The organism is Streptomyces sp. NPDC054813, from assembly GCF_053611365.1.
The window spans coordinates 38,775-51,824 of record NZ_JBSHAF010000026.1 but is presented as its reverse complement, the minus strand read 5'-3'; the positions used below and the strand labels follow the sequence as shown (position 1 = coordinate 51,824).

Sequence of the window (13,050 nt, the reverse complement as noted above, 5' to 3'; positions counted from 1 at the left end):
GCACTTCGGCACAGCCCCGCGCCCCCGGGTGGGCGACCCCGGCGGTACTTTCAAGTCCTCGGCGTCTCCCCGAACAGGTCCACCGCCTCACGCACGTCCGACAGACCCCGGGACAGTGCGCTCACCGAGCCGATGGCTCCCGCGATCAGTAACAGGGAACGGCGCAGGCGTGGGATCTCCGGCATGCCGCCCGTCGCCATCGCCGCCAGGGCGGCCAGCTCGTCCTCGGCTATCGCACGGTCCGTGAACTCGGCCGGATGCGCGGCCAGTTCGCGGCGCAGCCGGGAGACCGCCGTCCGTAGTTCCGTAACTTTCGGATCCTCGTCACTGCCGGTCACTGGTCTCTGTCCCAAGCTCCGCAACACAGCTCTCCCCCCCCTCGCCCGTCGCCCCTTGACGGTGGTCGGGCGGCTGGCGACGCGGGTCAGTAAACGCCCTCCCGTGCGCAACGCGCTACAGCGCGGACCGAAATTCAGCCCTGTGGAACCGGCCGCCCGCCCCGGCATCGGGTATGCAGGACGCATGATGGACACGCATGACCAGATCGCCGGGCTGCTGCTCGCCGCCGGCGGTGGCAGACGGCTCGGCGGGCGGCCCAAGGCGCTGCTCACGCATCGCGGGCGTCCCCTGGTGGAGTCAGCGGTCGGGGCGTTGCGCGCGGGCGGCTGCGGGCCGGTGCACGTGGTGCTGGGGGCCCGTGCGGACGACGTGCGCGAGCGGGCCGAGCTGGGCGGCTGCGTGGTCGTGGAGAACCCGGACTGGGCCGAGGGCATGGGGTCCTCGCTGCGGGTTGGGCTGGCCTCGCTCACCGGGACGGGGGTGCGGGCCGCCCTGGTGTCGCTGGTGGATCAGCCGGGGATCGGGGGCAAGGCGGTGGCCCGGGTACTCGGCGGGTACCAGGACGAGGACTCGCTGGTGGCGGCCGCCTACGACGGGGTGCGCGGCCATCCCGTGCTGTTCGGCTCCCGGCACTGGCCGGGAATCGCCGCGAGCGCGACCGGAGACCGGGGTGCCCGCGCCTACCTCAAGGCCCACGAGGCGGCCATCGCCCTGGTCGAGTGCGGGGATGTGGCCGAGCCGTTCGACATCGACACCGAAGCGGATCTGAGCCACCTTGAGTGAACGGGATGGCACGGAGCGCCACCTTGGCTCGACCCGGAGAATCTCGACATCAACAAACCATTGAACTTCCACGATGAGGAAACTAGTATCCACTGTTCAGAAGCGCCCGACCCCTGATCGGGTGTGCTTCGCTCTACCCGGAACGACTGGCACCCGGTGCCATCGCTGAAGGAAGTGACAGCTCATGTCCGCACCAGCGCCGTCTCCGCCGGCCATCGTCGACGCCGAGCCCCTGCCCCGGCAGGAGGAGGTCCTCACCGACGCGGCGCTCGCCTTCGTCGCCGAGCTGCACCGGCGGTTCTCGCCGCGCCGTGCCGAACTCCTCGCCCGCCGGGCCGAGCGCCGCGCCGAGATCGCCCGCACCTCCACGCTCGACTTCCTCCCGGAGACCGCCGCGATCCGCGCGGACGACTCCTGGAAGGTGGCCCCCTCCCCCGAGGCGCTCAACGACCGCCGGGTCGAGATCACCGGCCCCACCGACCGCAAGATGACCATCAACGCCCTCAACTCGGGCGCCCGGGTCTGGCTCGCGGACTTCGAGGACGCCTCCGCGCCGACCTGGGAGAACGTCGTCCTGGGCCAGCTGAACCTGATCGACGCCTACACCCGGAACATCGACTTCACGGACTCCGGCTCCGGGAAGTCGTACGCCCTGCGCCCGGACGAGGAGCTGGCGACGGTCGTGATGCGGCCGCGCGGCTGGCATCTGAACGAGCGGCACATCGAGGTCGACGGCGAGCAGGTGCCGGGCGCCTTCGTCGACTTCGGGCTCTACTTCTTCCACAACGCGCAGCGGCTGCTCGACCTCGGCAAGGGTCCCTACTTCTACCTGCCGAAGACCGAGTCGCACCTCGAAGCCCGGCTGTGGAACGACGTGTTCGTCTTCGCCCAGGACTACGTCGGCATCCCGCAGGGCACCGTCCGCGCCACCGTGCTGATCGAGACCATCACGGCCGCGTACGAGATGGAGGAGATCCTCTACGAACTCCGCGACCACGCCTCCGGGTTGAACGCCGGCCGCTGGGACTACCTGTTCTCCATCGTCAAGAACTTCCGGGACGGCGGGCCCAGGTTCGTCCTGCCGGACCGCAACGCCGTGACGATGACCGCCCCGTTCATGCGGGCGTACACCGAACTCCTCGTCCGCACCTGCCACAAGCGCGGTGCGCACGCGATCGGCGGCATGGCGGCCTTCATCCCCTCCCGGCGGGACCCGGAGGTCAACAAGGTGGCCTTCGAGAAGGTCCGCGCCGACAAGGACCGGGAGGCGAACGACGGTTTCGACGGCTCCTGGGTCGCCCACCCCGACCTGGTCCCGATCGCCATGGAGTCCTTCGACCGGGTTCTCGGCGCCAAGCCGAACCAGAAGGACCGGCTGCGCGAGGACGTCCATGTCGAGGCCGCCGACCTGATCGCGGTCGACTCGCTGGACGCCAGGCCGACCTACCCCGGTCTGGTCAACGCCGTCCAGGTCGGCATCCGTTACATCGAGGCCTGGCTGCGCGGTCTCGGCGCGGTGGCCATCTTCAACCTCATGGAGGACGCGGCCACCGCGGAGATCTCCCGCTCGCAGATCTGGCAGTGGATCAACGCGGGCGTCGAGTTCGAGAACGGCGAGAAGGCCACGCCGGAGCTGGCCCGCAAGATCGCCGCCGAGGAACTCGACACCATCCGCAAGGAGACCGGCGAGCAGGCCTTCGCGGCCGGCCACTGGCAGCAGGCCCACGACCTGCTGCTCACCGTCGCCCTCGACGACGACTACGCGGACTTCCTGACGCTGCCCGCGTACCAGCAGCTGCACGGCTGATCTTCAGTTGGCCGCTGATCTTCAGAGGCTCACTTGTCCGAGTGGCCCAGGGACTTCCCCGGGGCCACTCGGTCGCGTACGGCCTGTTTCACGGCCGTGGGCTCGGGGAAGCCCTGTTCCCTGCGGTCCCAGACCACCTCGTCGTTCACCCGGACGACGAAGATCCCGCCCTTGCCGGGCTTCAGGGCCAGTTCGGTCAGCTCGGCCTCGAAGGTGGTGAGCAGTTCCTGCGCCAGCCAGGCCGCGCGGGGCAGCCAGCGGCACTGGGTGCAGTATTCGATCTCGACGCGCCGGCTGTCACTCATCCGAGGTGTACCGACCAATCCTGTTGAGCCGCGGGCTTGCCGTGCAGGTCGGGAACCTGCTTCAGCCAGGCCGGGCGACCTTGCTGTGACCTGGCCGCGCGGGCGGCCTCCTCGGCCGCGAGCTGGTCGCGACCCGGGAAATCGGTGGGGAGCCACTGTGCGGAGGACCGGACCCGGGCCAGCAGATAGCCGACGTAGGCCTCGCGCATCTCCGCGGGCGTGCCGAAGTCGGTGAGCCAGGCGTCGGGGACCTCGGCGAGGGTGTCCCTGAGCAGCTTCTCGGTCACCCTGGGCGCGAGTTCGGCGTCGGCGGCCCGGGTGTCGGGGCCGTACCGGCCGAGGGCGTGGTGGCGGAAGTCGTAGGCCTTCTCCGGTGCCGAGGTGTCCCAGCGGTGGTGGAAGACGAGGGCCGCTCCGTGGTCGATGAGCCACAGGTGCGCGGGCGCGGTGCCGAACGTCGGCCAGACCATGAGGTTGGAGCTGTGCACCGTACGGTCGACGTTGACGGTGAGCGCGTCCAGCCAGACGATCCGGCCGGCCTCCAGCGGGTCCACCGGGAAGACCTCGGCGACCTCCGGGGTGAAGTCCTTCGCCCCGGGCAGGAAGTCCATCCCCAGGTTCACCCCGGCGCTGGCCGCGTGCAGCTCGCGCACCTCCTGGTGCGGCTCGTCCTCGGCGGTCGCCGGGTCGAAGTGCACGAGGACCAGTTCGGGGAAGCGCAGTCCGAGCGCCCGCGCCAGCTCCCCCACGATCACCTCGGCGACCAGCGCCTGCCGGCCCTGCGCGGAGCCGGTGAACTTGACGACGTACGTCCCCAGGTCGTCGGCCTCGACGAGCCCTGGGAGCGAGCCACCCTCGCTCAGGGAGGTGACGTAGTGGGTTGCGATGACTTCTCTCAGCATTTCCCCAGGCCATTCAGCGTTTCAGCCATGCAGTCAACAGCGGAGCCCGTCGATGGCGGTGCACCCCTTGCTTCCGGCCCCTGGCACGAAGAGAGCATAGTAACCGAGCGTGACGGCCGGCGAAAGAATGCCCGAGCCGTCGCGCCGGAGTCACCACGGACTCCCCGGCCCCCAGCATGGTCGAGGCAAGGTGTGCCGCACAAAGGCGGAAAGTAAGTCGCGAGGAACCGCGGCCCGTCGTCGCGTCGTGGGGCAGCCGGATCCTCACCCCGTTCGGTTGTGCTCGCGTCGCGCCGCGGTGTCACTGCCGTCCCACTGGAAACGGTCCGTGCCGGGCAGCCCCACGAACTGCAGCACCCGTTCGACGAACTCGTCCCCTTTCGTGGCTCGCCGGACGAACAATCGTCCATGACTCGTCCGGACCGGCACTGTCCCGCCCGCAGAGATCGAGAACCCACACACCGCCCAGATCAGGCACACACGCTCATCGCTACCTCGCCCGGTGACCGGCAAATCCTGGTGGTCACCCGACCGGCGGCTTCTCCTCCGAACTGCCCGTTGCCGGCGAGGCGCGAATCGTGACCGCTCGTTCAGGACTTCCGCAGCGGAGGGACGACAGGCAACTCCACCGCGTTGCGGATGTCCTCGATGGTCATCTTGAAGCTGTCCGGGTAGGCGTCGCGCTGGGTGCGGCGGGCAGGCTCGGAGGTGCGCCAGGTGTACAGGCACTGCCGGCAGTGGTAGATCTCCCAGACCCCGGCTACGGGCGAGGTGTGGACCAGATCCAGCTTGTCGTGGCCGCAGCGCGGACACTCGGCGGGTGTTGCGTTCTTCGTGGTCTTGGTGGCCATGGCGGTGGGATCTCCTTTCAGAGGGGTCGGCGGGTGGTCACTGCTTGGCGAGCTGCTGCAGCCTGGTGAGCCACTCGCCCATCTCGGGAAGGTCGTGGACCTGGTTTCCGTAGTTGCCGCGGTTGTCCGGCCTGGCCGGGGTGGTGGCGTCGATGATGAGCTTGGTGCCGGTGCCGGGGTTGTCCGACTGGGGAGCGAGTTCCATCAGCGACAGGTGCGGCACGACGATGAGGTCGTCGCCGGCGTTCATCTTGGTGGAGAGCGCCCACATCACCTGGGGGAGGTTGAACGGGTCGACGTCCTCGTCCACCACGATCACGGTCGCGGCGTAGCCGAGGCCGTGCGGGGTGGTCAGCACCCGCATACCGACCGCCTTGGCGAAGCCGCCGTAGCGCTTCTTGGTGGAGACGATGACGACCAGCCCGTGGGTGTACATCGCATTGACGGCCTGGACCTCGGGGAAGTCCTTCTTCAGCTGCTCGTACAGCGGGACGCAGGTGCTGGGGGCCATCAGGTAGTCGATCTCGGTCCACGGCATCCCGAGGTAGAGGTGCTCGAAGATCGGGTCGGTGCGGTAGGAGATCTTGTCGATCCGGATCACCGGCATGTTGCGGCCGCCGGAGTAGTGTCCGGTGAACTCACCGAACGGGCCCTCGACCTCGCGCTTTCGGTTCTCGATCACGCCCTCGATCACGACCTCGGAGCCCCACGGCACCGGCAGCCCGGTCAGCGGCGCGTCGGCGATCGGCGCCGGGGCACCGCGCAGGGCGCCTGCCATCTCGTACTCGTTCTGGTCGTACTCCATCGGCGTGGAGGCCACGATCGAGATCACCGGATCGTTGCCCAGGGTGATGGCGATCGGCAGGTCCTCGCCGCGCTCCTCGGCCTTGCGCAGATGCAGGCCGATGTCGTGCACCGGTCCGGGCTGGATGGCGAGCTTGCGCGGGCCCTTGACCTCGATGCGGTAGATGCCGACGTTCTGCTTGCCGGAGTTCTCCGGGTCGTCGGGGTCCTTGGAGACGATGCCGGCCTTGTCGATGTAGAAGCCGCCGTCGCCGTCGTTGAGCCGGACCAGCGGGAGGACGTCGAAGATGTTGACGTCGTCGCCCTCGACGGAGTTCTGCGCCCACAGCGGGTTGTCCCTCCGCTCCGGCTCGACCGGGAACTTCGCCCACCGGTTGATGAACTCGTCCACCTGCTCCTTGGTGCCGGTGGTCTTGGGCAGGTCCAGTGCCAGGGCGTGGTTGGCCCAGGAGCCGTGGACGTTCATGGCGATCCGGGCACTGTCGAAGCCGGCGATGTTGTCGAAGTACAGCGCCGGTGCCGCCTCCCCCATGCGGCTGGCGGCGTTCGCGGCAGCGGCGACGTCCGGCTCCGGCATCACCTCCTCGGTGATGCGCAGCAGTTGGCCTTGCTTGTCCAAAGCATCAAGGAAGCTGCGAAGGTCGTCGTAGGCCATGTCTGTTCTCCTTCAAGTGTGATGACGATGCGTCAGGAAGCCTGCACGCGGTCGGGAACGGAAGCCTCATCGGGCGCGAGAGCATGTGCGGAGCGCATCCCCTCCCAGCGCCTGGCGGCCGGAAAGGGCAGGTCGAACTGGTCGAGGATGCGGGCGGTGACGTGGTCGACGATGTCGTCGACCGATCGCGGGTGGTTGTAGAAGGCGGGCATCGGAGGCACCATCCGCACGCCCATCCGGGACAGTGCCAACATGTTCTCCAGGTGGATGTCGCTCAGCGGGGTCTCCCGGGGGACGAGCACGAGCTTGCGGCGCTCCTTGAGGACCACGTCCGCGGCGCGCCCCACCAGCCCGTCGGCGTAGCCGGCCCGGATGCCTGCCAGCGTCTTCATCGAGCAGGGCACGACCACCATGCCGTCGGTGCGGAACGAGCCCGAGGAGATCGTCGCGCCCTGGTCCTCCGGGCCGTGCACCACATCGGCGAGCGCGCCCACCTCACGGGCCGAGAAGCCGGTCTCCAACTCGACAGTGGTACGCGCCCAACGGGACAGCACCAAATGGGTCTCCACTTCGGGAAGCTGTTTCAACGCCTGCAGCAGCCGTACCCCGAACGGCGCCCCAGTCGCTCCGGTCATCCCCACAATGAGCCGCATGACTGCCCTCCTTCGTACGTCAGGTGGATTCCGTTTCGCTCTCCACGCTAGGGCGCCGTCGCGGGTCATCGCGGGTACGGTCTGGACAGGAGGTGTTCAAAATCGGACAGTCCAGGATCGTGGAGATCCCGTTCCGCCCGGCTGCCGGCGCGCTGCCCGGTCTGGAGGTGCTGCCGCTGGCCCGGCTCGCACGACGGGCCGCCGGGCACGGGTTGGATCCGCGGACGCCTGCGCGGGCCGCCTTCCACCATCTGCTGACGGTCGAGGAAGGGACCCTCCGGCTCACCGTTGACGGGGAACCGCTGCCGGTGCCGCCCGGCGCCTGGCTGTGGATCCGGCCCGAACAGGTCTACCGCTTCGACGAGGGGCTGGAGCATGCGCAGGGCACCCTGATCATCTTCCAGCTCGGCCTCCTCGACCCGGCCACCATCGCCGCCGCCGGCGTCGACCCGCCCTTTCCGTGGGGCACGCTGCTGCCGTCCGCGAAGGAGGCCGAGCCGGTCGAGCGGACGCTCCAGCTGCTCATGGAGGCGTACAAGGAGACCGGCGCGCTGCGGCTGGACGCGCAGATCGAACTCATCCGGCATCTGCTGGCGGCGCTGGTGCTGCGGCTCTCACATCTGTACGTTCGCGAGCGGGGTGCGTCCAGGACCAGCGAGGCGTTCCGGGCGTTCCACACGGCGGTGGAGCGCGACTACGCCGGGAGCCGCACGGTCGCCGACTACGCCCGGACGCTCGGGTACAGCTCGCGGACGCTGACCCGCGCCTGCCTCACGGCGACGGGAGGTACCGCCAAGCGGTACCTGGACGACCGGATCGCCCTTGAGGCCAGGCGCCTCCTCGTCCACACCGAGCTGCCGACCTCGGCGGTCGCCGGACGACTCGGCTTCCCCACTCCCACGGCCTTCTCGAAGTTCTTCAAGCACCACACCGGCGAAACCCCCACCGACTATCGTTCGCACGCCTCGGGGCGGAGCCCCGAAAGCGACGCCGTCCACCCGGCGAGCGGGCCCGCCGGCAGGTGATGCGTGCGATCGTAAGGCGGAGGCCCAGGTGCTCGATGACCTGGGCGAGAGTGTGCAGCCGGATGCCCGGCGCGGCCCGTTGCGCCGGCGGCAGCCGCACCTCGCCGGCGGCGCGCGTGATGGTGAAGCGGATGCGGTCTGCTGTCCACGGCCGAACAACCTTGGCCACGTCACGGACTCGCAGGGCCGTCTCCGGATGGCCTCATCAGTCCCGGCCCGGGGCCTCGGGTCGGCGACCGGCTATCCGAACCGGAACCTACGCATCGCGCTGGACGACGATCATGGCCATGTCGTCGATGAGCCGGCCGCCCGTGTACGCCCGGACGTCCGCGGCGAGCCGCTCGACCAGCGGACCGGGCGCCTTGTCCGCCCAGGCCGTGGCGCGCTCGGCGAGCGGATAGAAGTCACCGTCGGCGTTCCGGGCCTCGCTGACGCCGTCGGTGTACAGGACCAGCCTGTCGCCGTGCTCGAACGGGAAGGTCGCCGGCACATAGCGGGCGCCGGCACCGTCGGTGCCGTCCGCGTCGGCGGGCCACACGCCCAAGCCGAGCGGGGGCGACGGCTCGGGGGCCGTCAGCGCCAGCGCCGTCCTGGTGCAACCGCGCAGCAGGAGGGGTGGCGGGTGCCCGCAGCTGATCAGATGCACCACGGGCTCGTCGTCCGGGATGTCCAGGACGGCGGCGGTCACGAAGCGCTCGGCGGCGTCCTCCTTCGGCTCCGAGAACTCCGCGAGCCCCCACTGGACGGCGTCCTCGATGTAGGCGACCAGCTCCGGCAGCGGGATCCGGCGGTGGGCGGCGGCACGGAAGGCGCCCAGCACGATCGCCGTGTCGCTGATGGAGGGGAGTCCCTTGCCCCGGACGTCCCCGATGAGCAGCCGCGTGGAGCCGGGGATCCGGGCGGCGGCATACAGGTCGCCGCCGATGGTCGCGTCCGCTTCGGCGCTGCGGTACTGCGAGGCAAGAGTGACGGGACCGGCCTGCTGCGGCAGAGGCCGCAGTACGACGCCCTGTGCCGCGTCCGACACCGAACGCACCCGGACGAGCTCGCGGTCGCGCCGGTCCCGCAGCCGGGTGAAGAGAACGAAGAAGGCACAGACGGCGAGCAGGGCGGCCAGTTCCACGAGAACGCTCTCGGTGGTCAGTGACCGTCGTTCGAGGCCGGCGTAGACCAGTGCGAGGACCGCCAGCGCCCCGATCAGCGCGGTGGCGCGCGGCCCGGCGCCGGCTGCGGTGACCGCGACGGCGACGACGAGGAGATGGGCGAGGTGGATGTCCGGCGGCAGGAACCCGTCGGCCACCGGGATCGCGACGATCAGCAGGAGAGGCCCGACCAGCCACAGAGGGCGCGCCGAACGACGCCATGCTCGCAGGGTCTCGACCACAGATGCAGTGATCATCGCAGCGCTCACGTCGTGCTCCGGTGCTCGTCGTCCTCCTTCCGCAACACATGCCGACATGTCCCCCATTCCCGGGCACCGCCTCATGCGACCGTCCGGCCACGTTCAGCGTCGCCGTGGTCGGCGGCAGATCTCGGCCGCCGGCCGGGCCGTTCCTGGCACCGGGTTCACTCGGCGGGAAACCGGTCGCCGAACATCGGGTATCCGCTCGCGGATTCCGGTCGGGTCGCCTCTTCCTCCCAGACATCCCAGTGCTCGGCGAGTTTGCCGTCCTCGATACGGACCACGTCGGCGACCACCGAGGCGGCGGGAGCGCCGCTGCCGGCATAGCGGCCGTACAGCATGACGTAGTCGCCATCGGCGATCACGAACTGGTTCTCGTAGCGGAGGGTGTCCGGGAGACCTCGGACGAGGCCGAAAAGACCCTCACGGCCCGGCGGAATATGCTTGCTGTGCTGAATGTACTTTTCGGACCAAAACTCTTCGGCTGCCACGTAATCGCGCTTTCCGAACAGGGTGTCGAAAGCATTCAATGCCAGCTCTTTGTTCTGCGTGGGCGTTGTCATGCGAGCCTCCGGTGATCGATGCGATGCCCGTGTCCTCGCCCCGGTGAAAAGCCTCCGCGGTCAGTTGGGCGGCGCTTGGGAGGGGGCGGCCCCGGGTGTGTTCGACGGTGCGGTCCAGCTGGCGAGCAGTCGGAGTGCCTCCGCGGAGGGGGAACCGGGTTCGGTGGTGTAGAGGCAGATGCTCTGGTCGGGGTCGGCGGGAAGGGCCAGCATTTCGTAGGAGACCGTGAGTTCGCCGACCACGGGATGGGCGAGGCGCTGGGTGCCGTAGGAGCACTGGTCCACGCGGTGGCTGGCCCACCATGTGTGGAACTCGGGGACCTTGATGGACAGCTCCCCCACCAGCTCGTTCAGCTGGGGGTCGTCGGGGTGGCGTCCGGCCGCCAGACGCAGGCCGGCGACGAAGGTCGCGGCGACCTTGTCCCACTCCCGGTACAGGTCACGGGCGGCCGGCTGGAGCAGGACGAAGCGGGCGAGGTTGCGGTCGCGGTACGGCAGCGCGTCGAAGTCGGTGATCAGCGCGTCGGCTAGGCGGTTGGCGGCCAGGACGTCGGTGCGGTGGTTGATGACCAGGGCCGGTGAGACGTCGTTGAGGACGTCCAGCATGCGGTGGACCGCCGGCCGGGTACGCGGTGCGCGGGCCGGACGGCGTCGGCCCGGGCCGGGTGTCCTGGGGCGGGCGAGCTCGAAAAGGTAGTCGCGTTCGGTGTCGTCCAGGCGCAGGGCGCGTGCCACGGCTTCCAGCACCGTCTCCGAGACATGGGGATGCCGACCCTGTTCGAGGCGGGCGTAGTAGTCCGTGCTCACACCGGCCAGATGCGCGACCTCTTCGCGGCGCAGTCCCGGCACCCGGCGTGCTCCGCCGGTAAAGGCCACCCCGGCGTCTTCGGTACGCAGACGGGCACGCCGCGAGCGCAGAAAGTCACCCAATTCGCCGTTGTGCTTCATATGGCCAGTATGGCTCCCGCGGTGCGGTGCGGGCGCGGTGAAGGTGGACCAGCCAGACCTAGGTTCAGGAAGGCGCACATGAAGAGGCCGCACACGCGTAAGGAACGCAATACTGGTGGCCAGGGAATGCGCCTGTCCCGCGATAGGACCGGAAAGGTTCGTCCCATAAGAGTCCTAAGAGTCCTCTCTAATTCCTCCCGATTGGACCGTACAAAGGAGATCACCATGACCGAGTTCGCGCCTGTACCCGCCTTCGCCCTGGGTCCGGACATTCCCGAGTCCGGGTTTGTCGTCCAGGACCTGGGTGGTGGTGCCTACTTCGTGACCCAGGGGATGATCAACACGATGTTCGTGGTGACGAAGAACGGTGTCGTCGTGGTCGACGCCTCGCCGTTCCTCGGGGAGAAGCTGCTGGCCGCGGTCGAGGAGGTCACCTCGAAGCCGGTCACCCACCTCATCTACAGCCATGCGCATGCCGACCACATCGGGGCGGCTCACCTGCTGGACCGGGACGGCCTGAAGATCATCTCCCATGAGATCACCGGTGATTTCATCAAGGAAGCGAAGGACGACCGGCGCCCGCTGCCCACCGAGACCTTCAACGGCCGGCGCAAGGAGATGGACATCGACGGGGTGCGGTTCGTCCTCGACTACTCAGGGGACTGGCACCAGGCCGGCAACCTGTTCATCCACCTGCCCGAGCAGCGGCTCATGGGGGCGATGGACAGTTTCAGCCCGAAGAACGCGCCGTTCTTCCGCCTGTACTTCTCCGCGCACGTGCCCGCCTACTTCGACGCCATGGACCAGATGCTGGAGTACGACTTCGAAACCGTGGTGACCGGTCATATGGCTCTGCCCGGCACGCCCGAGGACGTCGCCACGAACCGGGAGTACATCCACGACCTGCGTAGGGCCGCCGGCGAGGCGCTGCGTACGGTCGACCTGAGGGAAGCCGCGGCCGCCGCCAAGGTGCCGGCCGACAACAAGCAGGCGGAACTCAAGGTCTGGATGGACGCGGTCGTCGCCCGCGCGGCCGAACTGATGCCGTCCTGGGAGAGGCGCCTGGGAGGAACCGACATCTTCCTCGCCGACAACCTCAACGCCACCGCGTGGAGCGTCTTCATCGACTGAGGCCGGCCGAGAGAGGCCCCGACAACACCGGTTCAACCGTACGGAGAAGGAGGGCTGTCGCATGGTGTCACCGACGAGGGCAACGTTGTTGGCGCGGAGTATCGAGCTGGCCGTGGGCGCGGTCCGTGGCGCCTCGGTCGACAAGTACGGCGGCCCGACGCCGTGTTCGGCGTGGACGGTGAAGGACCTGGTCGACCACGTCGCCATGATGCTCCTGCTGACCAGGGACGCAGGCACCCGCACGACATCGGATCCGAGCCTGCTGACCGCGCATCCGGTGCCGCTCCTCGCCGGGCGGCCGGAGTCCGAGTGGTCCCGGCTCCTGGCCGGCCAGGCCGAACCGGCGGCCAGGGCCTGGTCCGAGCCGGCGGCGTGGGAGGGAGAGGCGAGCCTCGGCGGTCCGCCCATGCCCGCTACGGCGCTCGGCGAGATCCTCATCGCCGAATTCACCGTCCACGCCTGGGACATGGCAGTGGCCACCGGACAACCGCTCGCCGTGCCCACGTCCTTGGCCCGGGCCACGTTCGAGACGTACGCGCGCGAGGCGCCCCGCATGCGCGGCCTCGGCCTCCTGGGCGCCGAGGTGCCCCAGGACGAAGGCGCGTCCCTGCTCGACCGCGCACTGGCCCTCAGCGGCAGAGACCCCCGTCCGTACAGCACGGGAAGGGGGCTCCGCCCGGGCGGACACCGGGACAGCGCCGTCGGGCCGCGCTAGGGGGGCGCGCAGGACCCCGCGTGGCCGGGTCAGGAGCGGCGCCTGCGGCCGGTCGGGGAGAGGGTGCCCGCCCCGGCGGCGACGACCAGGGCCGCGGTGCCCGCGATCAGGCCGGCCGGCGCGCTGGAGCCGGTCTCCGCCGGCGGCGGCGTGCTCGTTTCCACCCT

The 13,050-nt window shown here is 69.4% G+C and carries 15 protein-coding genes; 5 read left to right on the top strand and 10 right to left on the bottom strand.

All coding sequences use genetic code 11. The features are described from left to right. Nucleotides 1–50: 50 nt before the first annotated feature. The gene (locus tag ACWGJB_RS38880; protein WP_453384759.1) at nucleotides 51–365 is read right to left on the bottom strand and encodes a DUF5955 family protein; all 315 of its coding nucleotides are present in this window, start codon (nucleotides 363–365) and stop codon (nucleotides 51–53) included. A 157-nt stretch (nucleotides 366–522) separates the two neighbouring features. On the opposite strand from ACWGJB_RS38880, the gene ACWGJB_RS38875 reads away from it, so the two are divergent. Then, nucleotides 523–1,122 (top strand): nucleotidyltransferase family protein, encoded by a 600-nt coding sequence (locus ACWGJB_RS38875; RefSeq protein WP_453384758.1) that lies wholly within the window; start codon nucleotides 523–525, stop codon nucleotides 1,120–1,122. 184 nt (nucleotides 1,123–1,306) lie between these two features. After that, nucleotides 1,307–2,929, top strand: coding sequence for a malate synthase A (gene aceB, locus ACWGJB_RS38870; protein WP_453384757.1), 1,623 nt, complete (start codon nucleotides 1,307–1,309; stop codon nucleotides 2,927–2,929). Nucleotides 2,930–2,958: 29 nt separating this feature from the next. Here aceB and ACWGJB_RS38865 read toward each other — a convergent pair whose 3' ends face one another. From ACWGJB_RS38865 to ACWGJB_RS38845, 5 genes are all read right to left on the bottom strand, one after another. Further along, a complete protein-coding gene (locus ACWGJB_RS38865) occupies nucleotides 2,959–3,234 on the bottom strand; it encodes a SelT/SelW/SelH family protein (protein WP_453384756.1) in 276 nt (91 codons plus the stop codon). Further along, nucleotides 3,231–4,136, bottom strand: coding sequence for a HipA family kinase (locus ACWGJB_RS38860; RefSeq protein ID WP_453384755.1), 906 nt, complete (start codon nucleotides 4,134–4,136; stop codon nucleotides 3,231–3,233). Before ACWGJB_RS38860 ends, ACWGJB_RS38865 begins: the two co-directional genes overlap by 4 nt. A 590-nt stretch (nucleotides 4,137–4,726) precedes the next feature. After that, the gene (locus tag ACWGJB_RS38855) at nucleotides 4,727–4,987 is read right to left on the bottom strand and encodes a non-oxidative hydroxyarylic acid decarboxylases subunit D (RefSeq protein WP_453384754.1); all 261 of its coding nucleotides are present in this window, start codon (nucleotides 4,985–4,987) and stop codon (nucleotides 4,727–4,729) included. 37 nt (nucleotides 4,988–5,024) lie between these two features. Beyond that, nucleotides 5,025–6,446, bottom strand: a complete 1,422-nt coding sequence (locus tag ACWGJB_RS38850; protein WP_453384753.1) for a non-oxidative hydroxyarylic acid decarboxylases subunit C — start codon at nucleotides 6,444–6,446, stop codon at nucleotides 5,025–5,027. Nucleotides 6,447–6,478: 32 nt separating this feature from the next. Then, nucleotides 6,479–7,099, bottom strand: coding sequence for a non-oxidative hydroxyarylic acid decarboxylases subunit B (locus ACWGJB_RS38845; protein ID WP_453384752.1), 621 nt, complete (start codon nucleotides 7,097–7,099; stop codon nucleotides 6,479–6,481). 92 nt (nucleotides 7,100–7,191) lie between these two features. Here ACWGJB_RS38845 and ACWGJB_RS38840 point away from each other — a divergent pair, with 92 nt between their 5' ends. Then, nucleotides 7,192–8,124, top strand: a complete 933-nt coding sequence (locus ACWGJB_RS38840; protein WP_453384751.1) for a helix-turn-helix domain-containing protein — start codon at nucleotides 7,192–7,194, stop codon at nucleotides 8,122–8,124. 256 nt (nucleotides 8,125–8,380) lie between these two features. Here ACWGJB_RS38840 and ACWGJB_RS38835 read toward each other — a convergent pair whose 3' ends face one another. The 3 genes from ACWGJB_RS38835 to ACWGJB_RS38825 all read right to left on the bottom strand — a co-directional run bounded on the left by ACWGJB_RS38835 (nucleotide 8,381) and on the right by ACWGJB_RS38825 (nucleotide 11,037). Continuing rightward, nucleotides 8,381–9,523 carry a PP2C family protein-serine/threonine phosphatase gene (locus ACWGJB_RS38835; protein WP_453384750.1) on the bottom strand — a complete coding sequence of 381 codons (1,143 nt, stop codon included), beginning with the start codon at nucleotides 9,521–9,523 and terminating at the stop codon, nucleotides 8,381–8,383. A 167-nt stretch (nucleotides 9,524–9,690) separates the two neighbouring features. Next, nucleotides 9,691–10,089, bottom strand: coding sequence for a nuclear transport factor 2 family protein (locus ACWGJB_RS38830; protein WP_453384749.1), 399 nt, complete (start codon nucleotides 10,087–10,089; stop codon nucleotides 9,691–9,693). A 60-nt stretch (nucleotides 10,090–10,149) separates the two neighbouring features. After that, nucleotides 10,150–11,037, bottom strand: coding sequence for a helix-turn-helix transcriptional regulator (locus ACWGJB_RS38825; protein WP_453384748.1), 888 nt, complete (start codon nucleotides 11,035–11,037; stop codon nucleotides 10,150–10,152). 225 nt (nucleotides 11,038–11,262) lie between these two features. Between ACWGJB_RS38825 and ACWGJB_RS38820 the strand changes: the two genes are divergently transcribed. After that, nucleotides 11,263–12,168: an MBL fold metallo-hydrolase gene (locus ACWGJB_RS38820; RefSeq protein ID WP_453384747.1), complete on the top strand. Its 906-nt coding sequence runs from the start codon at nucleotides 11,263–11,265 to the stop codon at nucleotides 12,166–12,168. A gap of 61 nt (nucleotides 12,169–12,229) precedes the next feature. Beyond that, entirely contained in the window at nucleotides 12,230–12,883 is a 654-nt protein-coding gene (locus tag ACWGJB_RS38815) for a TIGR03086 family metal-binding protein (RefSeq protein WP_453384746.1), read from the top strand. A gap of 29 nt (nucleotides 12,884–12,912) precedes the next feature. On the opposite strand, the gene ACWGJB_RS38810 is transcribed toward ACWGJB_RS38815, so the two are convergent. Beyond that, nucleotides 12,913–13,047 carry a hypothetical protein gene (locus ACWGJB_RS38810; RefSeq protein WP_453384745.1) on the bottom strand — a complete coding sequence of 45 codons (135 nt, stop codon included), beginning with the start codon at nucleotides 13,045–13,047 and terminating at the stop codon, nucleotides 12,913–12,915. Nucleotides 13,048–13,050: the final 3 nt, after the last annotated feature.

What these genes read in the sequence shown, in the direction of transcription:
- ACWGJB_RS38845 (WP_453384752.1), bottom strand. Translation starts at nt 7,099, where the DNA reads ATGCGGCTCATTGTGGGGATGACCGGAGCGACTGGGGCGCCGTTCGGG.
- ACWGJB_RS38860 (WP_453384755.1), bottom strand. Translation starts at nt 4,136, where the DNA reads ATGCTGAGAGAAGTCATCGCAACCCACTACGTCACCTCCCTGAGCGAG.
- ACWGJB_RS38815 (WP_453384746.1), top strand. Translation starts at nt 12,230, where the DNA reads ATGGTGTCACCGACGAGGGCAACGTTGTTGGCGCGGAGTATCGAGCTG.
- ACWGJB_RS38835 (WP_453384750.1), bottom strand. Translation starts at nt 9,523, where the DNA reads ATGATCACTGCATCTGTGGTCGAGACCCTGCGAGCATGGCGTCGTTCG.
- ACWGJB_RS38855 (WP_453384754.1), bottom strand. Translation starts at nt 4,987, where the DNA reads ATGGCCACCAAGACCACGAAGAACGCAACACCCGCCGAGTGTCCGCGC.
- ACWGJB_RS38820 (WP_453384747.1), top strand. Translation starts at nt 11,263, where the DNA reads ATGACCGAGTTCGCGCCTGTACCCGCCTTCGCCCTGGGTCCGGACATT.
- ACWGJB_RS38875 (WP_453384758.1), top strand. Translation starts at nt 523, where the DNA reads ATGATGGACACGCATGACCAGATCGCCGGGCTGCTGCTCGCCGCCGGC.
- ACWGJB_RS38850 (WP_453384753.1), bottom strand. Translation starts at nt 6,446, where the DNA reads ATGGCCTACGACGACCTTCGCAGCTTCCTTGATGCTTTGGACAAGCAA.
- ACWGJB_RS38865 (WP_453384756.1), bottom strand. Translation starts at nt 3,234, where the DNA reads ATGAGTGACAGCCGGCGCGTCGAGATCGAATACTGCACCCAGTGCCGC.
- aceB (WP_453384757.1), top strand. Translation starts at nt 1,307, where the DNA reads ATGTCCGCACCAGCGCCGTCTCCGCCGGCCATCGTCGACGCCGAGCCC.
- ACWGJB_RS38825 (WP_453384748.1), bottom strand. Translation starts at nt 11,037, where the DNA reads ATGAAGCACAACGGCGAATTGGGTGACTTTCTGCGCTCGCGGCGTGCC.
- ACWGJB_RS38830 (WP_453384749.1), bottom strand. Translation starts at nt 10,089, where the DNA reads ATGACAACGCCCACGCAGAACAAAGAGCTGGCATTGAATGCTTTCGAC.